The 25,069-nt window shown below is 59.8% G+C and carries 25 protein-coding genes; 7 read left to right on the plus strand and 18 right to left on the minus strand.

What is annotated here, in order from left to right; translation table 11 throughout:
- Positions 1–19 precede the first annotated feature (19 nt).
- The 3 genes from ACRWA7_RS31915 to ACRWA7_RS31925 all read right to left on the minus strand — a co-directional run bounded on the left by ACRWA7_RS31915 (position 20) and on the right by ACRWA7_RS31925 (position 4,743).
- Positions 20–757, minus strand: a complete 738-nt coding sequence (locus ACRWA7_RS31915; protein WP_438394660.1) for an ESPR domain-containing protein — start codon at positions 755–757, stop codon at positions 20–22.
- Positions 758–1,211: 454 nt separating this feature from the next.
- Positions 1,212–3,500 (minus strand): NADP-dependent malic enzyme, encoded by a 2,289-nt coding sequence (locus tag ACRWA7_RS31920; protein WP_060857768.1) that lies wholly within the window; start codon positions 3,498–3,500, stop codon positions 1,212–1,214.
- Between the two features lie 535 nt (positions 3,501–4,035).
- A complete protein-coding gene (locus ACRWA7_RS31925) occupies positions 4,036–4,743 on the minus strand; it encodes a response regulator (RefSeq protein ID WP_060857767.1) in 708 nt (235 codons plus the stop codon).
- A gap of 394 nt (positions 4,744–5,137) precedes the next feature.
- On the opposite strand from ACRWA7_RS31925, the gene ACRWA7_RS31930 reads away from it, so the two are divergent.
- Together ACRWA7_RS31930 and ACRWA7_RS31935 are read left to right on the plus strand one after the other, a co-directional pair.
- Positions 5,138–5,665 carry a YbhB/YbcL family Raf kinase inhibitor-like protein gene (locus tag ACRWA7_RS31930; RefSeq protein WP_082850604.1) on the plus strand — a complete coding sequence of 176 codons (528 nt, stop codon included), beginning with the start codon at positions 5,138–5,140 and terminating at the stop codon, positions 5,663–5,665.
- A 100-nt stretch (positions 5,666–5,765) separates the two neighbouring features.
- On the plus strand, positions 5,766–6,332 hold the full coding sequence (locus ACRWA7_RS31935) for a flavodoxin family protein (RefSeq protein ID WP_438394663.1): 567 nt from the start codon (positions 5,766–5,768) through the stop codon (positions 6,330–6,332).
- Positions 6,333–6,425: 93 nt separating this feature from the next.
- On the opposite strand, the gene ACRWA7_RS31940 is transcribed toward ACRWA7_RS31935, so the two are convergent.
- The 7 genes from ACRWA7_RS31940 to ACRWA7_RS31970 all read right to left on the minus strand — a co-directional run bounded on the left by ACRWA7_RS31940 (position 6,426) and on the right by ACRWA7_RS31970 (position 13,745).
- Positions 6,426–7,274 (minus strand): OmpW/AlkL family protein, encoded by an 849-nt coding sequence (locus tag ACRWA7_RS31940; protein WP_438394665.1) that lies wholly within the window; start codon positions 7,272–7,274, stop codon positions 6,426–6,428.
- A gap of 100 nt (positions 7,275–7,374) precedes the next feature.
- Positions 7,375–8,616, minus strand: coding sequence for a DUF2957 domain-containing protein (locus ACRWA7_RS31945; protein ID WP_438394667.1), 1,242 nt, complete (start codon positions 8,614–8,616; stop codon positions 7,375–7,377).
- Between the two features lie 68 nt (positions 8,617–8,684).
- Positions 8,685–10,136, minus strand: coding sequence for a DUF2957 domain-containing protein (locus ACRWA7_RS31950; protein ID WP_438394668.1), 1,452 nt, complete (start codon positions 10,134–10,136; stop codon positions 8,685–8,687).
- 400 nt (positions 10,137–10,536) lie between these two features.
- Entirely contained in the window at positions 10,537–11,490 is a 954-nt protein-coding gene (gene argC, locus ACRWA7_RS31955; protein WP_438396842.1) for an N-acetyl-gamma-glutamyl-phosphate reductase, read from the minus strand.
- 279 nt (positions 11,491–11,769) lie between these two features.
- Positions 11,770–12,135: a response regulator gene (locus ACRWA7_RS31960; protein WP_438394670.1), complete on the minus strand. Its 366-nt coding sequence runs from the start codon at positions 12,133–12,135 to the stop codon at positions 11,770–11,772.
- A 10-nt stretch (positions 12,136–12,145) separates the two neighbouring features.
- Positions 12,146–12,598 carry a hypothetical protein gene (locus tag ACRWA7_RS31965; RefSeq protein WP_060857761.1) on the minus strand — a complete coding sequence of 151 codons (453 nt, stop codon included), beginning with the start codon at positions 12,596–12,598 and terminating at the stop codon, positions 12,146–12,148.
- Positions 12,599–12,866: 268 nt separating this feature from the next.
- A complete protein-coding gene (locus ACRWA7_RS31970) occupies positions 12,867–13,745 on the minus strand; it encodes an NAD(P)-dependent oxidoreductase (RefSeq protein ID WP_438394671.1) in 879 nt (292 codons plus the stop codon).
- A 74-nt stretch (positions 13,746–13,819) separates the two neighbouring features.
- On the opposite strand from ACRWA7_RS31970, the gene ACRWA7_RS31975 reads away from it, so the two are divergent.
- Positions 13,820–14,599 (plus strand): Mut7-C RNAse domain-containing protein, encoded by a 780-nt coding sequence (locus ACRWA7_RS31975; protein WP_060857759.1) that lies wholly within the window; start codon positions 13,820–13,822, stop codon positions 14,597–14,599.
- Positions 14,600–14,677: 78 nt separating this feature from the next.
- A complete protein-coding gene (locus tag ACRWA7_RS31980) occupies positions 14,678–14,962 on the plus strand; it encodes a hypothetical protein (RefSeq protein ID WP_060857758.1) in 285 nt (94 codons plus the stop codon).
- A gap of 71 nt (positions 14,963–15,033) precedes the next feature.
- Here the strand turns inward: ACRWA7_RS31980 and ACRWA7_RS31985 are convergent, their stop codons facing one another.
- The 5 genes from ACRWA7_RS31985 to ACRWA7_RS32005 form a co-directional block, all read right to left on the minus strand.
- The gene (locus ACRWA7_RS31985; RefSeq protein WP_438394672.1) at positions 15,034–15,345 is read right to left on the minus strand and encodes a cupin domain-containing protein; all 312 of its coding nucleotides are present in this window, start codon (positions 15,343–15,345) and stop codon (positions 15,034–15,036) included.
- A gap of 23 nt (positions 15,346–15,368) precedes the next feature.
- Positions 15,369–16,679: an MFS transporter gene (locus ACRWA7_RS31990; RefSeq protein ID WP_060857797.1), complete on the minus strand. Its 1,311-nt coding sequence runs from the start codon at positions 16,677–16,679 to the stop codon at positions 15,369–15,371.
- A gap of 200 nt (positions 16,680–16,879) precedes the next feature.
- Positions 16,880–17,191 carry a high-potential iron-sulfur protein gene (locus tag ACRWA7_RS31995; protein ID WP_060857756.1) on the minus strand — a complete coding sequence of 104 codons (312 nt, stop codon included), beginning with the start codon at positions 17,189–17,191 and terminating at the stop codon, positions 16,880–16,882.
- Between the two features lie 154 nt (positions 17,192–17,345).
- The gene (locus ACRWA7_RS32000; protein ID WP_438394674.1) at positions 17,346–18,449 is read right to left on the minus strand and encodes an NAD(P)/FAD-dependent oxidoreductase; all 1,104 of its coding nucleotides are present in this window, start codon (positions 18,447–18,449) and stop codon (positions 17,346–17,348) included.
- A gap of 195 nt (positions 18,450–18,644) precedes the next feature.
- Entirely contained in the window at positions 18,645–19,622 is a 978-nt protein-coding gene (locus ACRWA7_RS32005; protein WP_060857754.1) for an AAA family ATPase, read from the minus strand.
- Between the two features lie 352 nt (positions 19,623–19,974).
- Here ACRWA7_RS32005 and ACRWA7_RS32010 point away from each other — a divergent pair, with 352 nt between their 5' ends.
- Both ACRWA7_RS32010 and ACRWA7_RS32015 read left to right on the plus strand, forming a co-directional pair.
- Complete coding sequence (locus ACRWA7_RS32010; protein ID WP_060857752.1) at positions 19,975–20,478, plus strand: hypothetical protein; 504 nt, start codon at positions 19,975–19,977, stop codon at positions 20,476–20,478.
- Between the two features lie 18 nt (positions 20,479–20,496).
- Positions 20,497–21,303, plus strand: coding sequence for an endonuclease/exonuclease/phosphatase family protein (locus ACRWA7_RS32015; protein ID WP_438394677.1), 807 nt, complete (start codon positions 20,497–20,499; stop codon positions 21,301–21,303).
- Between the two features lie 27 nt (positions 21,304–21,330).
- Here ACRWA7_RS32015 and ACRWA7_RS32020 read toward each other — a convergent pair whose 3' ends face one another.
- From ACRWA7_RS32020 to ACRWA7_RS32030, 3 genes are all read right to left on the minus strand, one after another.
- Positions 21,331–21,735, minus strand: coding sequence for a response regulator (locus tag ACRWA7_RS32020; protein ID WP_060857750.1), 405 nt, complete (start codon positions 21,733–21,735; stop codon positions 21,331–21,333).
- Positions 21,736–21,830: 95 nt separating this feature from the next.
- Positions 21,831–22,808 (minus strand): aldose 1-epimerase, encoded by a 978-nt coding sequence (locus ACRWA7_RS32025; RefSeq protein WP_438394679.1) that lies wholly within the window; start codon positions 22,806–22,808, stop codon positions 21,831–21,833.
- Positions 22,805–23,605 (minus strand): phytanoyl-CoA dioxygenase family protein, encoded by an 801-nt coding sequence (locus tag ACRWA7_RS32030; RefSeq protein ID WP_438394681.1) that lies wholly within the window; start codon positions 23,603–23,605, stop codon positions 22,805–22,807. The genes ACRWA7_RS32025 and ACRWA7_RS32030 overlap by 4 nt, the downstream gene beginning before the upstream one ends.
- A gap of 302 nt (positions 23,606–23,907) precedes the next feature.
- Here ACRWA7_RS32030 and ACRWA7_RS32035 point away from each other — a divergent pair, with 302 nt between their 5' ends.
- A complete protein-coding gene (locus ACRWA7_RS32035) occupies positions 23,908–24,966 on the plus strand; it encodes a LacI family DNA-binding transcriptional regulator (RefSeq protein ID WP_438396844.1) in 1,059 nt (352 codons plus the stop codon).
- Positions 24,967–25,069 lie beyond the last annotated feature (103 nt).

Raw genomic sequence — 25,069 nt, forward strand, 5'->3', positions numbered from 1 at the left:
CGCGAGAGCGGCGCTTTGATCACTGATACTTTGCTGCACGGCGAACAATTGCGAACCGTTCAAGCGTGATCGTGTCGTGTGCTGTGCCGTCGTATTTCACCGCGTCGGCGATTTGCGTGTTCAGCGTGCTGATATTGCTCGTGTTCGTGGCAATGTCGCTTGTGTTCTGCGCGATATCGCTTGTGTTAGTGGCTATACCCGCAGCCACGTTCGAAAGCTTGGTACCTGCAGTTCCCGTGAACGTAATGCTGTTGTTCGTTGAGTCATCGTATAAAACCGATACGCCAGTTGGCGTTGCGCCAAGGAGTTGTGAGCCCAGCATTGACGAACCTAGAAGCTTCGTGCCTGGTTGAACGCCAGCCGGGACCGAAGCGCCTTCATCTGTCTGTACGGTTGCCGCATCTTCGGAATTCAAGTACGAGCCACTCGCGTCGTCTGAAATAGTCGTCAGATATTCATTCGCTGGCACGCTCTCATCCGCCACCGCATGCCCCGACGACAACATTGCAACCGATGCGCTCAAAGCCAGCGAAGCCGACGCCACCTTCATGGCGAGCTTGCTCTTAGCCGGTTTCCCACTGGACTTGACGTTTTCACTCGCAGCCACATAAGTACCCGTAGAGCGGTTCAAAACTGGTTTAAATGACTTGTTCATAATAAATTTCGGATTCCAAAGTTTATGCTGTGCCTGCACACGAGCGATCGATTCGTGGCATCGCCCGTATCGGGGTTCAATACAGTGAGGTTTCACCGGCACCGAGTTATCCTGTTTCGGGGATTTTTAATCGGCTTTAGGTGGGCGGGTAATGAATCGATGAATCGGATCAGGCAGGCCTGTTCATCACTCGCTTCAGAATCCAGTTTATTGGGACAAGTCGATGATTCTTATAGGCGCGCTCTTAATACACGTTTCGAATTTTGAAACGATGCGTTGTTGCCAAGTCTTATATGCGAACTTGAAAGCGCTTGCCAGTTGTCAATGCCAAAAATGACGAGGACAGAAGAGGCGGGAGACACAAACTTTTCAGTGTTCCTTAACAAAAAATCGGTCACGCTTCGTGCAACGCTTACCTCGTCCCATTACAAAAGCGAAAAAGGCGATCCGAACATCCGGATCGCCTTTTCGCTTCTTCATGAACACTCAAAATTCAGAGCTCATAGCCTACATGTACACATGGGCGCTTATGGCCATAAGGTGTCACCAGCAACGCTTACCCCTCGTTGCCACCCGCCGTCACCCGCGCATTGGCCGACGCCACCGCCGTCATATTGATGATCCGCCGCACGGTCGCGGCCGGCGTGAGAATGTGCACCGGCTTGTCCGCGCCAAGCAGGAACGGCCCGACGGTCACGCCTTCGCCGCTCACCATCTTGAGCAGGTTGTACGTGATGTTCGCGGCTTCCACGTTTGGCATGATCAGCAGATTCGCCTCGCCGGTCAGCGTCGAAGCCGGCATTGCCGCTTTACGCACCACTTCCGACAACGCAGCATCGCCGTGCATTTCACCATCCACTTCCAGGTCCGGCGCACGCTCGACAATCAACCGGCGAGCCTCGGCCATGCGCTTCGATGAAGCCGTCGGCACGCTGCCAAAGTTCGAGTTCGACAACAGCGCAACCTTCGGCACAATCCCGAACTTCTCGATTTCGCGCGCCGCCAGAATGGTCATATCGGCGAGTTGCTCGGGAGTCGGAATCTCGTTGACGTAGGTATCGCTGATAAAGAGGTTGCGCTTTTGCAGCATCAGCAAATTCATCGCGGCGAAGTTTTGCACGCCGTCTGCCTTGCCCAGCACTTGCTCGATAAATTTAAGATGGTCGTGATACGTGTCGATCATGCCGCAGATCATGCCGTCGGCGTCGCCGAGACGCACCAGGATTGCGCCAATCAACGTATTGAACTTGCGCAGCGCGGCCTTTGCACTGTCCGGCGTCACGCCTTCGCGCGCGGCAATGTTGTGATATTCCTGCCAGCACTTCTGGTAGCGCGGATCGTCCTCCGGATTCACGATCTCGAAGTCCGTGCCAGGCTTCAACTTCGAACCCATCTTCTGCAGCCGCATTTCCACTACTGCAGGCCGCCCGATAATAATCGGCTTCGCAATCTTCTCGAGCAGCACGAATTGCGCGGCGCGCAGCACGCGCTCGTCCTCGCCTTCGGCAAACACAATGCGCGCCGGCGCAGCTTTTGCGGCGGCGAACACTGGCCGCATCACCATGCCCGTTCTATAAACCGTCGTGCCCAGTTCTTCCCGATACGCGTCCATATCTTGAATGGGACGCGTGGCCACGCCCGAGTCCATCGCGGCTTGCGCCACGGCCGGCGCGATCTTGATGATCAGACGCGGGTCGAACGGCTTCGGGATCAAATAATCCGGACCGAATTCGAGCGAATGGCCTTCGTACGCCTTGGCGACTTCGTCGCCTTGATCTGTCTCTTCGGCCAGTTCCGCAATCGCGCGCACGCACGCGAGCTTCATCTCCTCGGTGATGGTGGTCGCGCCAACATCCAACGCGCCACGGAAGATGAACGGAAAGCACAACACGTTGTTGACCTGATTCGGATAGTCCGAACGGCCAGTCGCGATGATCGCGTCCGGGCGCACCTTCTTCGCTTCTTCCGGGCGGATTTCCGGTTCCGGATTGGCGAGCGCGAGAATCAGCGGCTGGGTGCCCATGACCTTAACCATTTCCGGCTTCAGGACGCCTGCGCTCGAGCAGCCGAGGAACACGTCGGCTTGGTCGATGGCGTCCGCAAGCGTGCGGTTCGTCGTGTTGGCAGCGTAGCGTTCCTTCGATGGATCAAGGTTGCCGCGTCCTTCGTAGATCACGCCTTTCGAGTCGCAAACGAGGATGTTCGACTTTTTGAGTCCGAGGTGAACGAGCAGATCGAGACAGGCGATCGCCGCCGCACCCGCGCCCGAACACACGAGCTTCACTTCGTCGAGCTTCTTGCCGACCACCTTGAGGCCGTTGAGAATCGCCGCCGATGCAATGATGGCCGTGCCGTGCTGGTCGTCATGGAAGACCGGAATCTTCATGCGCTCGCGCAGCTTCTTCTCAATGTAGAAGCATTCCGGCGCCTTGATGTCTTCCAGGTTGATGCCGCCGAGCGTGGGTTCGAGCATCGCGATCGCATCGACGAGTTTGTCCGGATCGGTTTCAGCCAGTTCGATATCGAACACGTCGATACCCGCGAACTTCTTGAACAGGCAGCCCTTGCCTTCCATCACGGGCTTGGCGGCAAGCGGCCCGATGTTGCCGAGACCGAGCACCGCGGTGCCGTTGGTCACCACGCCGACCAGGTTGCCGCGCGAGGTGTACTTCTGGGCGTCCAGCGGTTCGTCGAAAATGGCCATGCACGCCGCAGCCACGCCTGGCGAGTAAGCCAGCGACAAATCGAGCTGGTTCGACAGCGGTTTGGTCGGCGTGACCGAGATCTTGCCGGGCTTCGGATACTGGTGATACGCGAGGGCGCTGAGCTTCAGTTGTTCGTCCATGATTGGCCTGAGACGTTTGGGAAAGTTGAAAAAAGGATGAATGTGTTCTGTACGCGAGCCGTGGCGCCGGCTTCGAACGCCTTGTAGCGGCTCATTGAATCTCGCGTGGTTGGCAACAGGATTTGTTGGAATTGGCGCGAGCTCCGATGCGCCCGGTGAAGCACCTTACGCATGGAAAGCGCCGTAGCATTTCTGGGGGATAAATAGTGTACACCGCGAGATAATTTTGACGCGGAGCACCATTTTCGACAAAACACGCGCATAAGCCGCTAAACGCATCGCATGGATTGCGCGCTGACGGCGGGAAAGCGGTCTGCGCCCATCCGTCGCGACCTCGCCTCGAAGCATGGCGGTTAATTTCAAAATAGAAATGCTTGGCCGAGCGCCTTTTCTTGCGATCGCCCGCAGTGCTTTACGGCGCAGCGCGGCGCGACAGCATCGCCGAAATAATCAATGATTTTTTAATTACCAGCGAAATAAAAAATCCGCCTGTTTTGTCAACAAGCGGATTCATTTTTTTAATTAAATTTACTTCTTATTCACTATCTACCGGGAAGGCGTCATCCAGATTTCCGTCGCCTACGTATGCTGACAGATTGAGTAATCCATTGCTTTGAGCATATTGAAACAATTCAGAGTCCCTTTCAATACCAAGTTTTCGCATGGCGGTATTTTTCTGCGTACTGATTGTTTTAATGCTTCGCTTCAATTGGGCGGCTATTTCGGTAATTGTCATGCCGGATACAAATAAGCGCACAACTTCCAGTTCGCGTTTGGATAACACCACGTCGCGTTGCTGGCCGCTTGCGGACAAGCCCATGCTGTCAAGTGCGATCCGAACCGACGGCCCGATGTATTCCTGGCCACGCATCACATGCACGATTGCAAGACCGATGTGACTCAGGTCATCAGACTTGTTGATCACTGCTGTCACGCCCACTTCGCGCAAGCGTTTGAGCAGCGCCGGGTTTTCAAGCATGGTCAATACGACAATGCGTACATTCGGAAACTGCCGTCCAACATAACCCAGGAGCGGCATGCCGTCACCGTACTGCCCGCCCGGCATGGCGAGATCCGACACCACCACATCGCATGGCGACTTTTGCAGAAGCTGAATCAGTTCCGTGGATTGACGTGCCTGTCCAATCACCTCGATTTCGGGAAATTTCAGCAATGCCTGCGCAGCGCCAAACAGAATAACAGGATGGTCATCGGCGATAATGACTTTTATCCGTTGACCCATTATTTACCCCTCGCTCGTAAATGGATAAACCCCTTGCGCATTATAGGCATGTGCTCTCGCTTATTACAGAATCCCTTCAGACTTGAGATCAGAATCCCAGTCAAACCCGAGTCTACTGGATGCCCGTTGCAGAGTAGTGTGCCTAACATTTGAAAAATTTTGTCCTTTCGCGCAATGTTAAACTTGAATCCAGCATTAAGCCTATTTCTGAGACAAAATACATCGTTACAGTGGGTGAAACGCCAGTTCTGGCTGCGCCCGAGACAGGAGAACTCGCACCATGCGCTTGGGGACCGGGCTTGTGGTTTGTGCTGTGTACCGTGTTGTTGGCTGCCGCGTTTTTCGCTTCCGAATCTCCCGCCGCTCGTTGCTGGTTCCATTTTTCTGCGCCGCGATGGTATCAAATGCGCCGGGCGCAGTCGCCGAAGTTGTTGCATCCGTTCCATTTACGTTGACAAGCACCGACGTCGTTGCAGATCAGCGTGCGCCGCTTTCCCTTGTTTTCAATCAAAACGATTGCAAGGGCGGCAATCGCTCCCCTCAACTTTCGTGGCACAACGCGCCCGCCAACACGCAAAGCTTCGCGGTGACAATCTTCGATCCGGACGCGCCCGGCCGCGGCTGGTGGCACTGGGCGGTCGCTGGAATCCCGGCGAGCGTGGCAAAGCTGCCGTCCAACGCGAGCGCCTCGGGCTTCTTGCGCAAGATGGGCGCAGTCGAGTCGCGCAATGACTTCGACATCGACGGCTATGCGGGCCCATGCCCACCGCAGGGCAAGCCCCACAGGTACATCATCACGGTCTACGCGCTCAACAGCAGCGACTTGCGTCTGCGCCAAAGCAACCCGGCACTGATGTTCGAGCACGAAATCCGCGCGACCACCCTCAGCAGCGCGCAACTCGTCGTCACGTATGGACGTTGATCGAAAACGCCGGCAACGGCGCGCTCAGTGTGAAATTTGGCTTTGCTAGACTGGGTCTTTCCGCTCAACCCGCGACACTGCGTCGCAGAGAAGGAACGACATGCCTAAGATCGTCATCGTTTATCACAGTGGCTACGGTCATACGAAAAAAGTCGCCGAAGCGGTTCTGACGGGCGTCACCGACGCGGGCGCAGAGGCTAGCCTTCTGACCGCCTCGGATCTGGACGACGCGGGCTGGGCCGAACTCGACGCGGCCGACGGCATCATCTTCGGCGCGCCCACGTACATGGGCGGTCCCTCCGCCGACTTCAAGAAATTCGCCGACGCCAGTTCCAAGCCGTGGTTCGCGCAATCGTGGAAGGACAAGGTCGCGGCCGGCTTCACCAACTCGGCGACCATGAACGGCGACAAGCATTCGACTATCGCGTATCTCATGACGCTCGCCATGCAGCACGGCATGATCTGGGCGGGCACCGGCATGATGCCGTCGAACACCAAGGCGGCAACGCGCAGCGACCTGAACTACATTGGCGGGTTTTCGGGCTTGCTTACTCAATCTCCCGCCGATGCATCTCCCGACGAAGCGCCGCCGCCCGGCGACCTTGAAACGGCGAAAGCGTTCGGCGCGCGAATCGCGGCCGTCACGGCCCGCTGGACCGGGAAGTAGGTCCGAACCTGCCGGGCCGCCGCCGCAACGGAAAATCGTCCCGCCGAATCGCGTCTAAATGGCATCGGACGATTCGCGGGACGCCGCATCCGTTCAAAACCGGTACGACACCGCCAGGAACGTGATCAGCGGATCGGCGTTCAGCTTGCCTTTGGTTGTGGCAAGCTCGGTGCCGTCGGCCGCCTTGATGATCAGCGACGACGTCGTCTTCAACGGGATATACGTGAGCGACGCAATCAGTCCCCAGTGTTTATCGAAGTTATAGGTGGCGCCGATGTTGAACACCGGTTGCCACGACGACGACGCCTTCGCGTCCACCGTCGTCTGCCCCGGCTTGCCAGCGGCCGCCGCCAGCACCGAGCCGAGATTGTTCTGCGTCGAGTTGATGAAACCGTTGGTGAGCTTGATGTTCGTGAAGAAGTTGTACGACACGCCAATACCGGCAAATGGCCGGAACGCGGCGGTCGGCGCGTTGAAGTAGTACTGGAATATCAGCGCCGGGCTCCACTGGCGCACGCTTTTCACAATCGGATTGGTCTGGTCCAGGTTCTGATTTCCCAGCGCGCCCGCAGGTCCCGGCGGCCGGATGGTGCCGTGACCGTCGAGTTCGAACTCGGGCGGCACGCCGCCAACAAACGTAGTCGCGATGTGATCGGTGAAAAAGTGTGTAAAGACGAGGCCGAAGGCATCGGCGCTTTTCGTCGAAAGGCTGGTTCCTGGCGACGTGAATTGCGACGGCAGGCGCAGCGGCGTGTTGATCGGAACGGGCGCCACGTGCGTGGTGAGCTCGCTGCTCGAATCCTGTGGCATCACGTGGAACCAGCCGAGGCCCACAACGTTGTCGCCGGCGCTTTGCGCGTGCGCCGTCAGTGAAGCGCAAGCCAGAGCGCACCCCAATACCGCTGCCGCCAGCGGTTTTCCAGCAGCCAAAAACTTTCTCATTTCGTCTCTCTTCGGTTACAGGCCGTCGCGCTTCACGCCGCTCTTGACTGGCAAGGGGTGAGGTGAAACGCGCAGCCCTTCTTGATGGGCTGCCGGACGGTCATTCCACGAATGAGCCGATGGTGAAATACGGCGTCGTTGGATCGCTTTGATCGAGATAGCCGAACACGCCGCCGGAGAAAATGAACTTGCCGGTAGGCGTCGCGCCCGTGGACGCGTTGACGACCGCGGAGGTCACGAGCCCCTGAACGGTCTGCGTATAGTCGAGATTCAACGCCCGCGACAACGCGACCTGCGAAGGCTGGAACGGATCGATGAGCGTGGCCTGCGCGCCGGCCAGCGCCGTTGTGCGGTAGTTGAACTGGTTATCCACGCCAACGTATTCGCCGTTCACCGATCCCAGCGCCACGTTCGTTTGCGGCGAGAGCATGGAGATGCCGGATTCATCATCGGCGAAAGGGGGAATGCCGCCGGTGATCGTGGCGTTCGCCGTGCCTGTTCGGACCAGAATGGGCACGTTCGCGCCGCGCAGCTTGCCGACGATCATGTAGCCCTTGCCGAGCGGACCCGCTGCGAGCGTCGGCTTGCCTTGTCCAAGGAAGTTATTGGTGACGAACGCGCCGCTTCCATCGGGCGATGGCGTGAAGTTCGACCCCGCCTGCTGGCATTTGCCCGCATTCACGCCCGCGTTGTCGCACTCTTGCCAGGTTCCGTCGGCGTTGATGGTGATCTTCGAGTCGACGGCAATGCGCGCATAACTCTGCGACGGAACCTCGTGGTATCCAAGCTGGTTATACGATCCCGCCACATTGGCGAGATTTGTCTCCAGCGTCGAGAAGCCGATGAACGGGTAGTACGGGAACGTGCGGTCCGGCACGACGCCCTGCCCCAGGATGCCGTTGAACTGAAGCCGCTTGCCGGGGATCGCGCCGCCCGCCACGCCTTCGCCAACGAAGATGCGTGCAGGACGCGTCGGGTCGAGCGTCGCGCCGTTCAGCTGATACGCACATTGGTTGAGCTTTTGCGTGGGCAAGCCCGTTTCCATCGTCAGCGTGCCGCTTTGCGTGGTGCCCGCGCGCGTCGGGGAGACGGTGCCGGTCGCGGCGGGAATCGGCGACTCGACGTAGGTCACTTGCCACGTGAGCTTGGTGGTATCGAGTTGCAGCTTGACGAGTTCGCCGTCGCCGCCGCCGCCGGTGAAGCTCGTCGTGTAATCAAGCGATGCCGGACACAAGCGGACGACCGGAGCCTCGGGCGCGTCGCTGCCGCCGCCACACGCGCTCATCAGAAACGGCGTCGCGCCCGCTACCAATACAACCGCGCCAAGAGTTTTCCATTTCATGCTGCTGTCTCCATCCACATGTGTTCGTTCGTTGGCGGCCGACGCGCGCCGGCCGCCGTGTTTTCCACTTATTTGCTCAGCAACGCGCCGATGCCGAAATACGGGCTCGCGGGTGTATCGGCGTTCACGGATGTCGACGTCGGGCCGCCGTTCACCGTGCTTGCGCCAATGAATATCCCGTAAAGGCCCCCAGCCGATATCAGCGCGCCCTTGCCGCCGTTCTGGTCCTGAACGCCGATCAAACCGGGCAGTTGCTGCGCGTAGCTCATGCCGAAGCCGGTCTCGGTGCTTTGCGTCGATGGATTGATGAACGAGCCAACCGGCCCTTGCAGCAGCGCGGCCGTGTACTTGAAGTTCGAATCCGCGCCAACGTATCCGCCATCGAATGCGCCCGATTGCAGCGCGGTAGTCGGTGCGAGCATGGCGATGCCGGATTCGTCGTCGACTTGCGCGGCCTTCGTGTTCAACGGCGTCAGCGGCGACGGCACGAAGACCTGGCCCGTACGCACCACAACCGGAACAATCGCGCCGTTGATCTTGCCGATCACCATGTTCGCGTTCGCCACCGCCGGGAACGTGAGCGCGCCGACGAGCGGCAGCGCGGGCGTCGAGCGCTTGCCTTGCACTTGCGGCGCAACCGCGCTGGTGAAGTACGCGCCGCTTGCGTTCGCCGTCCATGCGCCGCCGGTCGTCTGGCATGACGTGTTCGATGCGGGTACGGGCACGGTGCAATTGCCGGCTGTATCGAAGGATTCCTGTGCCTGCGTGGTCGTGGTCGAGTAGTTATTCGACGGAACCAGGTGGTAAAGCAGTGCGTTATACGTGCCCTTCAGGTCCGCGACGTTTGTGCTCACGGACGCAAAGCCAATAAACGGATAGAAGTCGAAGTGCCGGTTCGGCACCGGGAACAACTGCGGGAAACCGGGAATGGCATGGACGCCATCGGCGGTGAGCGTCGCGCCGCTGTACTGCACGGTCGCACCAGGAATGCCGCCGCCCGCCACGCCTTGACCCACGAAGATGGTCGGCGGATTCGCCTGGTTGAATGCGGCGGCGGTCGTGTAGGTCGAACCGTCCGACGCCTTGCCGCCGCCCGGCGTCAGCACGAATGCACAGCGCGTTTGCTCGGCTGTCGGCAACGTCCCCGCTGGCGGATGAACCACAGCGCCCATAATGGTCGTGCCCTTGCGCGTCGGATTGACGGTGCCGGTGACGAGCGGTATGGGCGACTCGAGCCACTTCAGCGTGTACTTCATATTCACAGCGTCGATATTCAGGCTCACGATCTCGCCGCTGCCCGCGCCGCCCAGATACGTGTTCGCGACTATGTCCGCGTTGGCCGGACACAGTGGCGCGGCGCCTGCACCAACGGCTGGCGCGCCCTGTGTGCCACAACTCGCGCCGGAGCATTGCGGCGTGTTGATCGGACCCGGATCGTCGGCCTTGCCTCCGCCGCACGCAATAAACAACGGAGCGGCCGCAAGTGCGAGCGCGAGTCCTTTCGAAATGGCATACGGCATACCGCTGTCTCCCTGTCTGGTTTTGCGCTGTAATTTCGCGATGAGCTTTTCGTATGTCAATTGACTGAATCGTCTAAAAAGGCGATTCAAACAGCCGCTTTTCTTGAACGCCTTGACCAGCAAGGCGTGCGCGGCCCGTTGAAACAAAAATTCATGAACATGCTTATCAAGAGAATTTCTGTTTAGCCAATCGACGAAACGAAGAGCTTTAAACGCGAAAGCGCCCAATCATCTACGAACGAACGTTCGTTTATAAGTTAGGAGATTCCCTATGGAGATTGCGATGAATCGAGGGAATGGATTTGAAATTGAAACGCGTGGACGCAAAAAAGCCGGTTTCGCCTCGCAGCGGAAACCGGCTTTTTATCGATGAACGCGCGGAGCGTTCAGCGTTATTCGATCAAGCGATAAGGCCCGCGCCTTCGTCAGCGCCGATCGCGAGATTCATGCATTGGATCGCCGCGCCCGACGCGCCCTTGCCCAGATTGTCCAGACGGGCGACCGTGACGAAACGCTCTTCATTGCCAAAGACAAACAGGTCGACACGATTGGTGTCGTTATTGGCCTGGACGTCGAAGAAACCGTCGTCAAGATTGCTGTCCGCGTTGAACGGCAGCACGCGCACGAACGGTTCGTTTGCGTAGTATTCGGCGAAAAGCGACTGCACGTCTTGCGGCTTCGCGGCGCGGTTCAGTTGCTCCGGCGAGAAGTAAGTCGTGACCGCAAGACCCTTCAGGAAGTTGCCCACGATAGGCGTGAAAACCGGCGCACGCTTCAAGCCGGAGCGCACGGCCATTTCCGGCAGATGCTTATGCGCTAGGCCTAGCGCGTAAGGCCGCGGGCTCATGAGCTTCGGATTTCCGCCTGCTTCGAATTCCGCGATCATCTTCTTGCCGCCGCCGCTGTAGCCTGTGATGGAATAAGCGTGCGCGGCGAAATCGGCAGAAACCGTACCGCTTGCGACCAGCGGTTTCATGGCCAGCAGGAAGGCCGACGCGTGACATCCCGGCACGGCAATGCGCTTGGCCGTGCGCAGGCGTTCGCGCTGCTCGGGCATCAGTTCAGGCAGGCCATACGCCCAGTCGTCGTGCGTGCGAAACGCCGTGCTGGCGTCGATCATGACCGTGCGACGGTTATCCGGATCGACCAGCGACACCGATTCGCGCGACGCCACATCCGGCAAGCACAGGAACGTCACGTCCGACGCGTTGATCAGCCGGCGGCGCTCTTCAACGTCCTTGCGGCGCGCATCGTCGATACGCAGGATCTCGACGTCACGACGCGCCGACAGATATTCGAAAATCTTCAGGCCGGTGGTGCCTTCCTGTCCGTCGACAAATACTTTCGTGGTCATCTCGATCTCGCTGGTTCGGTCGCGCTGCTGGCGTTGAAACTCGTACTCGCCATTACGCGGTAAAAACGTCATTTTAATGCGCTTGCGCGTCAGCACGATGGCATTGCGGCACAGCGCGTTAAAAACCTGGGCAAAAAAAAGCCCGCGCAAGATTGGCGGGCTGAATCCATATCAGTGGAGACATGGAGGAGACAGATTCACTTTACCAAAACCATTGGTGCAATGCAACATCTCCTTCCTTCTCTTGCAACCTGCTGTCTCATCGATACAACACAGCGTTCAAGGTTGCGTCATGGACAAGATAAAACCCAACTGATCGATAGAAACCGGCTTGACCAGGTGGATATCGAAGCCCGCTTCCTGCGTCATCTCATGATGTTGCGGCTGGCCCCAGCCGGTGAGCGCGACCAGCATCATGAAATGGCCGCCGGGCAATGCTCGCAGTGCGCGGGCGGCTGCGAGGCCATCCGTTGGCGTCATGCCCAGATCCAGAATCACCACTTCCGGTCCGAATTGGCGCGCCACGTCGAGCGCCTGCATGCCGGAACACGCCTGCGCGACCTGATGACCGAGAGCCGTCAGCAGATTGGCGAGACAGTTCAGGGCGTCATCGTCGTCATCGGCTATGAGAACACGCTTGCTCATGACAGCCCCCTCACTTGCTCGATACCGCGAGCATCAACTTGCCGGCGCCAGCGGTCGTCGCCGTCACCTGCGTGCGCTCACCGCGCGCGCCAATATAGAAATGCTGGCGCGCCGCCGAATTCTGGTCGTGCGTGGCGTCCGGCAGACACGAGGCGATATCCGCGGCGACGGCTTGCAGCGCATCGGCCGTCGAGCCTGAATCCGCCGTACGGGTCCACGTGCAAGTCAGCGTGCCGGCTTTCGCCGCGCATTGCGCGTCCTGTCCATATGGTTGGGCGACGGCCTTCGCGTCATCGGGCTGGATTGAAGAAAAACCGCCCGGCGCGGCCGCGACAATGCGCTTGAGTGCGCTACAGGGCGCGGGGGTATCGTCGGCAAGCGCCAGTGTTGGCGCGTTCAGGCAAAGCACGCCAATGCCCGCCGATGCCACCATGAACATGAGACCCCGAAGAGTGCTTTTCATATGGTCACTGTCCTGTCTCCGCATCATCTTTTTATAAGCCGGGCGAGAACGGGCATTCGAGCCAGTTCGCACACCGGTTTCCCGCCGCTCATGCCCTGTCAAAGCCTGCTTGCGGCGTGTCCGCGTGTCTGTGCGCCACCGAATGCAACGCGCTTCAAACAAGTTGAAACACGATCCAAACGGCGCGCCAAGTATACGGAACGTAGCCGCCTGTTGTCGTTATTTATTGTCGATACAGCGCCGTCTTGCTTTTACAAGTGAGCAAAAATCAAACCTTCCTTCCTGCCCGGCGCGCCGCGACTTTTCCGAGCGCTGCAAAGTCCTTGTCGCCGTCGCCGTGGGCAAGCACTTCGATCAGGTTGTCGCGAACGAGGCTTCCAACCGGCAGCGCCACGTTGACGGCGTCGCCGGCCGCGAGCGCCAGACTGACATCCTTCAAGCCAAGCCGCGCCTTGAACAGCGCGGGTTCATAGCGGTTATCGGCGATCATGCGGCCGTAGCCTTGATAGACCGGTCCGGGGAACAGCGTGTTGCTGATCACGTCGAGGAACGCGTGCGGATCGATGCCATAACCCGTCATCAGCGAAGCGGCTTCCGATGTCGTTTCGATCGCCGACGCCAGCATGAAGTTCGCCGCGAGCTTGAACACGTTCGCGTGCTGCGGCGTGGCGCCGACGCGCCAGGTCTTTTGTCCGATGACATCGAACACCGGCTGCAGGCGATCGATGGCGTCGTCAGCGCCGGCCGCGACAATGTTCAGCTTGCCGGCCACCGCCACGTCCGTGCGTCCGAGAACCGGCGCCGCGACATAAGCCACGCCGTGGTGCGCGTGCAGGCTCGCGAGTTCCTCGCACAGCGGCACCGAGATTGTCGCCATGTTCGCGTGCACGAGGCCTTTGGGCGCGCGCTTGAGCAAGCCGCTGTCGATAAACACCGCGCGCAACGCGGCGTCGTCGGCGAGCATGGAGAACACGGCGTCGCCAGCAAACGCTTCATCCGGCGAGTCGACCACGGTCGCGCCTTCATCGGCGAGCGCCTTGGCTGCGCCGGGCGAACGGTTCCAGACCCGCACCGAGTGACCGGCCTTCAATGCATTCAGCGCCATTGCGCTGCCCATGCCGCCAAGTCCAATAAAGCCGATATCCATGTCCTGCTCCCATAGGTTGTGTGTGAAGCGCGCTTGCGAAGCAAACGCGTCGAACCGATGCGATACTCGAAGCCATGACGACTGCCACGTTCCGTTTTCATCGGGAGTTGAATGAGTTCCTGGCGCGATCGCAGCGCGACCGGGCGTTTGCGTGCGGGTGTCCCGCGGCCTCGACCACGAAGCACATGATCGAAGCACTCGGCGTGCCGCACACGGAGGTCGGACTGATTCTACGGAATGGCGCGCCAGTGCGCTTCGACGAGGCGATTCAGGAAGGCGATTTCATCGACGTCTATCCGGCTGGCGCCGTGTCGCGTTCGCCCGATACCGCGCATTTGCTGCGCGCGCCGCTGCGCCTCGAGACGCTGCGTTTTATCGCCGATGCGCATCTTGGCGCGCTCGCGCAGCGGCTGCGGCTGGCCGGTTTCGATACTCGCTACGACAACCATTTCCCCGACGATGAAATCGAGCAGCTCGCGCTCGCCGAGCATCGCGTGGTGCTGACGCGCGATCGCGAATTGCTCAAGCGCCGCACGCTGGTCCACGGCTGTTATGTGCGCGCGCTGCAACCCGACGCGCAATGGCGCGAAGTCGCCGCGCGCCTAGGCCTTGCGCAGCATGTGCGCCCTTTTCGGCTGTGCCTGATGTGCAACGCGCCATTGCGCCGCGCGAACGCCGAGGAAGTCAGCGACCGCGTGCCTGACGGCGTGCTCGAACGCCACACGCGCTTTGTCACTTGCGATGTCTGCCGTCGTGTTTTCTGGGAAGGTTCGCACTGGAAGCGCATGCGGGCGCGAATAGAAGACCTGCTAGACGATCAGGCCGGGACGCCGCCGGTTCCGGCATCGGGCTAAGGGCTAGCGGGGCGAGCGCGCGACCTGCGTACAATATGCGCCTCGGCCTTTGTGTCTCCATTGCTTCAGGAAAAACGCGTGAAAAAATTCGACCTCGAAAAAAACAAGGCGCTCAAGCTCGCCAACGAATTGAAGCAAGGCAATGCGGGCCGCTTCGGCGCGAATCCGGCCGAGCCGAAACTCGACAAGCGCGAACAACGCCGCCTGGATCAGGAAAAAGGGCTCGTGCCGTTTGCCTGCAAGCTCGACAGCCATCTCGTCAAGCAATTGCAGGAACGTGCAACGCAGCACGAAGGCGGCATGAGCGAGGCGCTCGCGGATCTGCTGGTTAAGGCCGGACTTGAACGCAAATCCGCAAGTTGAAAAAGTTCGTTTGATCTGAGGATTGATCCAGAAGCCGTTCCAATGTATCCAGGAACGGCTTTTTCACGCGATCAAACGCTTCCTTCCTTTTCGATCACCAGAATCCGCGCGATGCCAACGGGCTCGGCAATGTGTTCATCGCCGGATTGAGCGTGGAAAATATCGCCGGCGTTCAGCAGGAACGCCTCTTCCACGCCATCGCGCCGCACGCGCATGCGCACCTGTCCCTGCATGACCGCGAACACTTCCTCGCCGTCGTTCACGTGCCACTTGTATGGCGCATCGGTCCAGTGCAGGCGGCACGTCACGCCGTTCATGGCCGCGATATCGAGCGCGCCCCACGCACGCTCTGCCGTGAATTCTCCGCTTCTTACGACTTGCATGAGCTTTCCATTGAAATTGGAAATCAGGAGAGGGCGCGGGCTTCGTCGACATCGGCGTGACGCGCGGACGGAATGAAGGCAATCGCAACTAGCGACAGCACAATGCCCGCCATCACATAGAACGTGGGTGCAAGCGGCGACCCCGTGACCTTGATCAGCCACGTCACCACGAACTGCCCAAAGCCGCCGAACAGCATCACCGCAATGTTGTACGCAATCGATAACCCCGTGGAACGAATATGCGCCGGGAACAGCTCGGCAAGCAGCGCGCCAAACGGCCCGTAATATCCCGCGAGCGTGATCGAAAGGATGGCCTGCACAATGATCAGGCGCGTGACGCTGGGCTCGGCGGAAAGCCACAGAAACAACGGATAGATGATGACGAGCGTGACGATCAGCGACCACATCGACAGACCCTTGCGGCCAATCTTGTCGGACCATGCGCCCGCCACCGGCGACAGCACGGTCAGCAGCAGATTCCCCACGATCAACGCCGTGAACGACTGCCCATACGGCAGCTTCAACTGCTTAACCGCGAACGTCGGCAAATAACCTATCAGCACATAAACCGTCACCGTCAGCGCAATCACGGCGCCAAGTCCGCACAGCACTTCGCGGCCATGTTCGCGGAACACTTCGCCGAGCGTCGCGCGCCGCGCCATCTTGCTTGCGTGGATGAACGCTTCCGTTTCCAGCATGTTCCGGCGCAGATAAAATCCCACGGGCCCGATAATCAATCCAAAGATGAACGGCACGCGCCAACCCCACGACATCAGCGCCTCGGGCGACATGCTGCGCGTGACGATCGACCCGGCGATAGCGCCCAGCAGCAGCGACGCCGCCTGACTCGCCATCTGGAAACTGCCATAGAAACCGCGCCGCGAGAAAGGCGCCGCTTCGATCAGCAACGCCGTTGCGCTGCCAAACTCGCCGCCGGCCGAAAAGCCTTGCAACAGCCGCGCGAACACAATGATCAACGGTGCGCCCAGCCCGATCGCGGCGTACGGTGGCGCAATGGCGAGCAGCAGAATGCCAAGTGTCATCAACGCGATCACCAGACTCAGCGCGGCTTTGCGCCCGGCGCGGTCGGCATACAGCCCGAGCACGATTCCGCCGATGGGACGCATCGCGAACGCCACGCCGAAAGTCGCGGTGGTCAGGAGAATGGAGGAATAGTCGCTTCCGGTCGGGAAAAACAGCTTGGAGATCACCACCGTCATGAAGCTGAAGACCACGAAGTCATACCACTCGAGCGCGTTGCCGATCACGGCGGCGACGACTGCGCGTGTGTTCGGTGTCTTGCGGATGATGCTTTCTGTTCTCACCGATGCCATGTCACCTCCGCCCGCGAGGGCGTGTTGTATCGCTTGGTTGCGCTGGTGGGAATTGCGAGCATCGACGATGCGGCTCGCCACGCCACGGATCAAATGCCTTGCGAGTGTAAAGACCGGTGAGAACGTTTTCAAGCGCCCATAAAAAACGCGCCCGGCCGGCATGGCGGGGCGCGCTCTACGCTTGCTGATTTTCTACCGGTTCACGCTTTCTTGTTATAGGCGTTGCACCAGCCTTTCGATGCGACTTGCTTGCCCGCGAACATCGGGCATGCGGCGTATGGCTCGGTCGCCTTGGCCTGATAGAACGAGCAGTTGCCGCAGTCCTGGCCGGCGGCGTAGCGCGGGAATTTGGCTTTATCGACGGTGGCGGCGTCTTGTTTGTAGCCGAGGCTTTGCGCCATGGGATCGGATTCCGGGAGCTTTACCGGTTCGGCGAATGCCGTGCGCGACACCGCCAGCGCCGATGCCATGCCAATGCTCGAGATCAGGAAAGTACGTCGTGAGGAGTTCATGGAGATGTGCTCTGTCTTTGATGTATTGGGGGAATGCCGTTCTTGGCGACGGCGATGTCCAAGAGCATATCAACGCAGCGTATTACGGACTGACTCAAATGGCGGAGATAAGAAATTCCCGAGGGCTCACCCAATAGGGATACATGCAGGCAGCTTACCCGCCGAGCATCCTGGCAACTTTCTCGGCAATCGCGAGCGACGCCGTAAGCCCCGGCGATTCGATACCAAACAGATTCACCAGCCCTGCGACGCCATGCGCGGCGCGTCCCTGAATCAAAAAGTCCGCCGCTGGCTGCCCCGGTCCCGACAGCTTTGGCCGGATTCCCGCATAAGCCGGCTGTAGCGCGTCGTCGGGAAGTTCCGGCCAGTACGCGCGGATCGCTGCATAAAAACCGCTGGCGCGATGGGCATCGACTGAATAGTCGATCTTCTGGATCCACTCGACGTCCGGCCCGAACTTGGCCTGGCCGCCCATATCGATGGTGAGATGAACGCCCAGTCCAGCCTCGTTGGGCATGGGATAGATCAGGCGGTCAAACGGCGTGCGCCCACTCAGGCTGAAGTAATTGCCCTTCGCAAAGTAGAGCGGCGGCACATGGCGCGGATCGAGTCCGCGAATGCGCCGCGCAATCTCGTTTGCATACAGCCCGGCGCTGTTGATCACGCAATCGGCCTGGAAGCGCAAAGGCGCTTCGCCACCTGTCTCCACGATAAAACATCCGTCCCGCGCGTCGATCTGCGTGACCGGCGTATGAAACGCGACGGTCGCGCCATCGCGTTCGGCGTCGCCCTGAAGCGCGAGCATCAACTGATGACTATCGATAATCCCTGTTTGCGGCGAAAACATCGCCTCCACGCATTGAAGGCGCGGCTCGAGCGCCGCCGCTTCCGCGCCGCTCAGACGGATCAGATCCGTAACGCCGTTTTCCATGCCTTTGTGCTGGATCGCGGCGAGTTGCGGCAACTGGTTGCGCGCGGTCGCCACCACCAGTTTGCCGCAGCGGTTGTACGGCACGCCGTGCGCGTCGCAATACTCGTAAAGCATCACGCGGCCGCGCACGCACAACTCGGCTTTCAGCGATCCGCGCGCGTAGTACAGCCCGGCGTGGATCACTTCGCTATTGCGTGAACTTGTGCCAGTGCCGACCGCTTCGCCCGCTTCGAGCACGATCACTTCGCGTCCGCGCGCCGCCATCGCCCGCGCGACAGCAAGCCCGATCACGCCTGCGCCAATCACTACACATTCGATCCTGTCCATCTCTTCATTCTAGGTGAGCCTGCTGCCAACGCGTTTGTTGCGTGAAACACGATCACAAACCCGAAACTCGCAGAAACTCGCATTACTTTCCGAAATAATCAAGGCCAAATCGGAAAATATGGCGTTTTTGCCAGGAAAAAGTCAGTTTCAGGCCATATTTCGACTACTTTTCGCAGATTTCGATAAAACCGCCGCTCAAAAACCGATCGCTTTCCTGCGGTTGCCGTTTCCCAATTCGATGTCCTTCGACTGCACTTCGTGCCGGTTATCGATGCGCGCATTGCCAAAAGCGTTCAGCATTGCGCGCCGCATTTCCCGCGGCGAAGCTTTCGTCAGCACGTCGAGCGGTGCGTCGCCGAGCGTTTCCGGAAAGCGCGCGCCCCACGCGTGCGCGCTGCGGATCTCGTGATAGATCGACTGGGCAATCCTGCGGGCGCCATCGCGATCCGGCGGCGCGATCTCGTACACGTTCATGCGGTTGAGCAGCGGTTCGGGAATCGTGTGGGCCTGATTCGCGGTCGCGATCCACACCACATTGCCCGCGTTGATCGGCACCTCGGCGAATTCATCGATAAAACTCTTCGCCGTGTCGTGTTCCAGCAGCGCGTACAACGCGCCGAGCGGATCATATTGAGCGTCGCCGGTGGCTTTGTCGATTTCATCCACCGTCATGACCGGATTCGCGTAGCTGCCATTCACGAGCGCGTCGAACACCTTGCCCGGCTTGGCGTTGCGCCATTGCGACGACGCTCCCGACAGGATCCAGCCAGCGGTCAGCGAACTCATTGCGAGGTAATGACACGACGTGCCGAGCAGCCGTGCAAGCTGCTTCGCAAAATGCGTCTTGCCGATACCCGGATCGCCGAGCAGCAGCATTGGCATCAATTCCAGCCGATCCTCGGTTTCGAGACAGAGCGCGATCTGCTTGCGGATGTCGTTGAGCGGTTCGGCGAAATTCGGCAGGTCGGCCACCAGATCGTCGATGGACGGCATCCGGTTCGGCTTCACGCAAAAGCGCAAATTGCCGGCTTTGAGCATCTTTTCGTAGGTGGCGCGCAGCGCTTCGCTGCTGCCGTCGCTCAAGTCGTTCAATGCAGTTTCGACTTCGTCCAGGTCATAGACCTTGCTGAACGACGCCACGGCGAGTTCTTGTCTGACTACGGCGGTGCTCATTGCTTTTCCCCGTTTTTGATGATCGGCAAATCCAGTTTATCGGCCATTAATGCGCACGCAAGCGAGCAGTCGCGCGCGTGTGCTGCTAATCGGGATAAATTCGATCGCATCAAGCAGGCGAGCCGTTCCGCTTGTATGATCGTTGGGCTGAGCGGGTTCGAAACGTGCGTCTGCGAGTACAGTGAACGGCCGCAGCATGGCGGCGTGTCGTTGCATTTTGTAATTTTCGCGAGTGACCGCAACTTGCTTGCAGGCTGAACCCCCGAGCGGTACGGATGTCAGAAAACAGCTACCCGGATCGACGAACGGGCGAGACGCCCGGACACAGAAAGGGATCAGGAGAAAAGCTCATATGTTGAAACACCACACGGCCGCGTTGTTTTTTTGCGCTTCGCTTGCAGTTCCGTTCAGCGCTTATGCGCAAAGCGCGCCGCCGCAATCGGTGAAATGGGAATTGCAGGTCTTGCAGGACGGTCAGCAGATTGACAGCTTCACCGGCACAACGGCCGTCGGGCAGGCCCGCACCGACACCCATCATCACGTGGTCAAGAACAATGTAGGCTGCGCGGACAAACCCGCGGGCGATATAGACTTGCAGCGCACCTTGACCCTCTCGCCTGTGCACGCCAACGCCGACGACATCACGCTGCAAATCGACGCGCAGGAAACCTTGCAGGACAGCACGGCGCCGGTCACGGTCGCCGGGTGCAAGCTCCCGCCTCAACCGCGGCAAGTCAATGCCGCACATCCTGGACTGGTACTGAAGCCGGGCGAATGGTCGACATGGCAGATCGTCGATAAAAACCCGGTTCTCATCTACAAGGTCCGCGCGACGCTCGCAACGGCTGCGCAGTAAGGGCAACCCATCTAACGCATGCGAAACCCAGAACATTTCAACACCGGCATTTCCTCCGCTCGCGAAATTCCCGATTTCGTGGCCGTGAGCTGGAACTTGCACAAGGGCCGGTCGCCGCTCGGTCTTCAAGCCTGGAACGCGATGCAGCGCTGGGTGCAATCCACCAAAGCCGACGCGTATTTTCTGCAGGAAGCCATGGCGCGCCGGATGCCGCAACCCGTGCTGGCAGCAAGTTTCGGTAATCCGCTCGATGCCCCCAGTGACGACATCTGGCATTGTCAGGCAACCGAAATCGCGACGTCGCTGGATCTGCAGATCGCGCTGGGGCAGAACGTGTTCAAGCCGTCGTGGCGACACGGCAACGCGATTCTTTCGCCGCATCCGCTGGATCTGGGCGGCCGCTGGGATATCTCTGCGCACCGGTTTGAGCGGCGGGGTTTGCTGGTTGCGCGCGCCACGTTCGCCGGCCGTTCGGTCACGCTGCTGTGCGCGCATCTGGCGCTGACGCGCGCCGCGCGCTTGCGGCAGATGAACTGGATCGCGTTGTGGATACAGAAGGAGGCGCCTGAAGGCCCGCTCGTTCTGGCCGGCGATTTCAACGACTGGCGCAACGATTCCGTGCCGCTGTTCGCCGAACTCGGCATGAGCGAAGTCGCAACCATGCTCGGAGAGTCCGGGCGGACTTATCCGGCGTTTTCACCGGCGCTCGCGCTCGACAAGATGTTCGTGCGCGGCATGAAACCCGTGGAATGGATCACGCCGACGCAGGACACCGCGTGGCTGTCCGATCATCTGCCGTATATGGCGAAACTGCGGGTGGAATGATGGCGCTTCAGCGCTTTCTCTTTCTATTTAGCGCGCGAAGGTATCGGCGATTACGGTTTCTATTGCCGTGAACGACACGGGTTTCACCAGATGATGGTCGAACCCTGCGTCATGTGCTTTCTGGCGGTCACTGTCGGCGCCATAACCCGTTAGCGCAATCAGCAAGGCCGACTTCGTCTGGGCGCGCGTTCTGAGTTCGCGGGCAATGTCAAAACCATTCATGCCCGGCAAGCCGATATCCAGGATCACCACCTCGGGCGCGAATTCATCGACCATCGCGAGCGCGCTCGGGCCGTCGTGCTTGACGCGTACATCGTGGCCGAGCGTTTCTAGCAACATGGACATGGCTTCGGCTGCGTCGACGCTATCGTCAACGAGCAATACCCGCCTGGGAAGTCCAGGGCCGCCCGGGGCCCCTTCGGTCGTGTTCATGATGCCTTTCCCTCAATTCTGAGATTCTTGAATGTTCTCGCGCGCTGATTGAATCAAGCGCGCGGATAATTTCGAGATGATACCGGGAAAGTTGGTCAGCGCTCGTTTGCGGGACCACGAGGCTGCCATTTGAAGCGCGCCTGAATGCGCTCGCCGGGCAGTAAAACGCCACCGCCGACGTCATCTTGCGGTGCATCGAGATTCAGGAAATCCACCGTGTTCGATACCGGCTCCACGCACAGCAAGTCGGGATGCGCTGCGGGCGCGTAAAGCACCATGTGGTTGAAAGGTGCGTCAGCGGTAAGGGTCACGCTGCGGTTCTCATCCGGCCATTCGATCGTCGCCGATCCTGACCAGCCGGCGAAGTTGTTATCGAGATCGAAGGCGTCGGCGGACATGCCTTCCTTCGACGCCAGCATGGCCACACTGTCATGCGCGCTCAGGACCGTGGGCAGAAGGTCCGGCGTTGCGTGCCACATCGCGCGGACCTGGGTGTGGATGCGCGTTGATGGCGTGCGCGGATAGTACGGATGATGGCCCATGCCGAAGGGCATGGGTTCGCCGGACAGATTGCGGATGGATAACGTGACCTGCAAATCGCCGGCGTCGGTCAGTTCGACGCGCTGCATAGCCTCATACCGATACGGCCAGTGATGCGCGGGTTCATCACCCGGCTCGTGGCTCAAGCTCAGTTCCACTGCATTCGTGCGAGACCCGACCACCCGCCACGGACGTCGCCATGCGTGACCGTGCAGCGCGTGATCGAACGCGTTGCCATCGCGGGACAAATCCACCGCTTCGCCGTTGAACACGAAGCGCGCGTCGCGCAGGCGGTTGCAATACGGAAGCAGCGGAAAGCTCGCCATGCCGAGCGGATTGCAGGCCGCAAGCGCTTCGGCCGACGCGGGACGCAGCCAGTGAAGCGGCTCGTGCCGGCTCGTCAGGTCGTAGAACGCCGCAATCGCCCCGCCAATATGCGGCGCGATCAACGCGCGCCGATTCCCCGCGCGGAGTGCGATCAGCGCCGGATCGTTCAGCGCGATGCGAAACGCGTCGTCATCCGCGGCGTTCAATATGCAAACCGCTGGTAGCTTTCGTCGAAGCTGCGCGGCGTCCGGTCGACTTGCGGGTTGTATCGAAGCAGCCGTTTGGCGCGCGGCGGCAACGCCTCGAAGGTAGAACGCGGCACCTGAACCTGAACCTCCGGCCGGAAATACCACGACCGGCTGTAGCCAATAACGACCATTGGCCGGGGGGCATCGGTGAGATTGGGGGTTCCACGATGCAAACCGCGAACGTCGCGGATCATCACGTCGCCCAGTTTCATGGGCACGCGCTCCGCCGGATACGTGCCGTCGGCCAAGCCGGCCAGTGCGTCTTCCCGCGATATCCGATGTGTCCCGCGCGTGGTTTCCAGCGAGCCGTTCTGTTCATCTACATCGACGAGCGGAAAATTCACGGCCAACTGAAACGACGGCGTTTCCGCGAAGTTATCGAACAGAGGCGGCGTGTCGCGATGCCAGTCCTGAAAATCGGAGCCGTGCACGGGGGTATCGGTGGCGAGCTGGCACATGACCGGGTCCGGCCCGGCGATCAACTCGACAATGCCAAGCACGTCGTCATCGCAAAAAATGGCGGGATCGGCGAATTCGCCTTCGAACGGCAGCGTCACGTAATACCGGCCCGGCCCGCGATTGCCGCTGCCGCCCTTTTCGCGCGCCTGAATCACGTGCGGCGCGAACAGCGGCTCGAACGCCGCGCGCCATGCGCCGAGCGTCGCGCGCGGAAAATGATCCGGCAACAGCACGAAACCGTCGCGCTCGAAATCTTCTGCAAGCGCCTTGCGGGCGCGCTCGTCATAGCGGGCCATCTTTGTCTCCTGGAATTGCGCCACGTCATACGGCGCGCATGTGTTTATGCCTTTCGTGTGGCCCCAGCCATGCGCCCCCCCGAGAATCGCATGACCAGCGCCGGCTAGTCAATATTATTAGTAATAACACTTAGACGCGATTAAATCCGCGCTAAACCTTTCCCGTCAATCGTTTCCGAGCGTTGCTTGCAGGAAATATTAGTGCTACCGTCTGCAGCATCTAAAGACATGTTTGACTGCATTGATCACGCCGCTTTTGCGCGGCCCAGAAAATGAAAAAATCCACGCAACGCCGCCCGACGATGACGGACATCGCGAAGCTGACCGGAGTCTCGCAATCGACCGTTTCGCTCGTGCTGAACAACGCGACCAGCGCGAAGTTTTCCGACGCAACCCGCAACAAGGTGCTGAAAGCCGCGCAGGATCTCGGCTACCGGATGACGACGCGCGAACCGCTGGACGCAACGATCACGGCGGAAGAAAAGAACCTGATCGTGTATCTCGCCGATGAAATCTCGACGAGCCCGCATCCGGTCGTGAACATCGACGGCGCGCGCGATACGGCGTTCGCAAACGGCCGGATGCTGGCGGTCTACTCCACGCACGGCAACGCCGAAATCGAGCAGCAGGTTCTCGACGCCACGCTCACGAATCCGAACGTGCTCGGCGTGATCTACGCGACGGTGTACACGCGAAAAGTGAGCTTGCCGGCGGCGCTGTCAAAGGTCCCGACCGTGCTCCTGAACTGCTACACAAGCGATACAGAGCTCTCGTCGGTGGTTCCGGCGGAAGTCGCGGGTGGCCACGTCGCCACCGATTACTTGCTCAACGCGGGACACCGGAGAATCGGTTATGTGAACGGCGAACCGTGGCAAGACGCGTCGCGCGACCGGCTGAAGGGATACCGGATGGCGCTCTCCACGGCGGACTTGCCATTCGCGCCGGAACTGGTGCGCGAAGGCGACTGGAGTTCCGGCTCGGGCTTCGAACAGACGCTTTCGCTGATGCACGAGCCGAATCCGCCCACGGCCATTTTCTGTGCGAACGACCTGATGGCGCTCGGCGCCATCGAAGCGCTCAAACAACTCGGTTTGCGCGTCCCGGAAGACGTTTCCGTGCTCGGCTACGACGATCAGGAAATCGCGCGGCACACGCATCCGCCGCTGTCGACAGTTGTGTTGCCCAACTACGAACTCGGCCGATGGGCGGTCGAAACGTTGCTTCAGGAAGAGCACAACCGCGCCGCCGGCGCACCGGTCCGGCGGCGTGTCGTGAAGCTCGATGGACCGCTGGTGGAGCGTGCATCCGTAAGGGTATTCACCGAAGCAAAACAGCCCGCAATTAATAATATTAGCGATTGACCAATAATAAAACGCGGTGGAATAATCGTCGCACTTCGACTTTTTGAGACGGAGCAAGAGGACACGACGCAGCAAGGCCGAAGCATTTAAAAAAGCAAGACCA

This window comes from Caballeronia sp. DA-9 (genome assembly GCF_051615025.1).
Classification (GTDB): Bacteria; Pseudomonadota; Gammaproteobacteria; order Burkholderiales; family Burkholderiaceae; genus Caballeronia; species Caballeronia sordidicola.

Bases quoted from the DNA above. Each gene is read 5' to 3' on its own strand.
- ACRWA7_RS31940 (WP_438394665.1), bottom strand. From the start codon at position 7,274: ATGAGAAAGTTTTTGGCTGCTGGAAAACCGCTGGCGGCAGCGGTATTG.
- ACRWA7_RS31945 (WP_438394667.1), bottom strand. From the start codon at position 8,616: ATGAAATGGAAAACTCTTGGCGCGGTTGTATTGGTAGCGGGCGCGACG.
- ACRWA7_RS31995 (WP_060857756.1), bottom strand. From the start codon at position 17,191: ATGAACTCCTCACGACGTACTTTCCTGATCTCGAGCATTGGCATGGCA.
- ACRWA7_RS31970 (WP_438394671.1), bottom strand. From the start codon at position 13,745: ATGGATATCGGCTTTATTGGACTTGGCGGCATGGGCAGCGCAATGGCG.
- ACRWA7_RS31925 (WP_060857767.1), bottom strand. From the start codon at position 4,743: ATGGGTCAACGGATAAAAGTCATTATCGCCGATGACCATCCTGTTATT.
- ACRWA7_RS31950 (WP_438394668.1), bottom strand. From the start codon at position 10,136: ATGCCGTATGCCATTTCGAAAGGACTCGCGCTCGCACTTGCGGCCGCT.
- ACRWA7_RS32010 (WP_060857752.1), top strand. From the start codon at position 19,975: ATGTTGAAACACCACACGGCCGCGTTGTTTTTTTGCGCTTCGCTTGCA.
- ACRWA7_RS32030 (WP_438394681.1), bottom strand. From the start codon at position 23,605: ATGGCCCGCTATGACGAGCGCGCCCGCAAGGCGCTTGCAGAAGATTTC.
- ACRWA7_RS31920 (WP_060857768.1), bottom strand. From the start codon at position 3,500: ATGGACGAACAACTGAAGCTCAGCGCCCTCGCGTATCACCAGTATCCG.
- ACRWA7_RS31985 (WP_438394672.1), bottom strand. From the start codon at position 15,345: ATGCAAGTCGTAAGAAGCGGAGAATTCACGGCAGAGCGTGCGTGGGGC.
- ACRWA7_RS31960 (WP_438394670.1), bottom strand. From the start codon at position 12,135: ATGAGCAAGCGTGTTCTCATAGCCGATGACGACGATGACGCCCTGAAC.
- ACRWA7_RS32020 (WP_060857750.1), bottom strand. From the start codon at position 21,735: ATGAACACGACCGAAGGGGCCCCGGGCGGCCCTGGACTTCCCAGGCGG.
- ACRWA7_RS32000 (WP_438394674.1), bottom strand. From the start codon at position 18,449: ATGGACAGGATCGAATGTGTAGTGATTGGCGCAGGCGTGATCGGGCTT.
- ACRWA7_RS31935 (WP_438394663.1), top strand. From the start codon at position 5,766: ATGCCTAAGATCGTCATCGTTTATCACAGTGGCTACGGTCATACGAAA.
- ACRWA7_RS31975 (WP_060857759.1), top strand. From the start codon at position 13,820: ATGACGACTGCCACGTTCCGTTTTCATCGGGAGTTGAATGAGTTCCTG.
- ACRWA7_RS32035 (WP_438396844.1), top strand. From the start codon at position 23,908: ATGACGGACATCGCGAAGCTGACCGGAGTCTCGCAATCGACCGTTTCG.
- ACRWA7_RS31930 (WP_082850604.1), top strand. From the start codon at position 5,138: ATGGTATCAAATGCGCCGGGCGCAGTCGCCGAAGTTGTTGCATCCGTT.
- ACRWA7_RS31990 (WP_060857797.1), bottom strand. From the start codon at position 16,679: ATGGCATCGGTGAGAACAGAAAGCATCATCCGCAAGACACCGAACACA.
- ACRWA7_RS32015 (WP_438394677.1), top strand. From the start codon at position 20,497: ATGCGAAACCCAGAACATTTCAACACCGGCATTTCCTCCGCTCGCGAA.
- argC (WP_438396842.1), bottom strand. From the start codon at position 11,490: ATGACCACGAAAGTATTTGTCGACGGACAGGAAGGCACCACCGGCCTG.
- ACRWA7_RS32005 (WP_060857754.1), bottom strand. From the start codon at position 19,622: ATGAGCACCGCCGTAGTCAGACAAGAACTCGCCGTGGCGTCGTTCAGC.
- ACRWA7_RS31965 (WP_060857761.1), bottom strand. From the start codon at position 12,598: ATGAAAAGCACTCTTCGGGGTCTCATGTTCATGGTGGCATCGGCGGGC.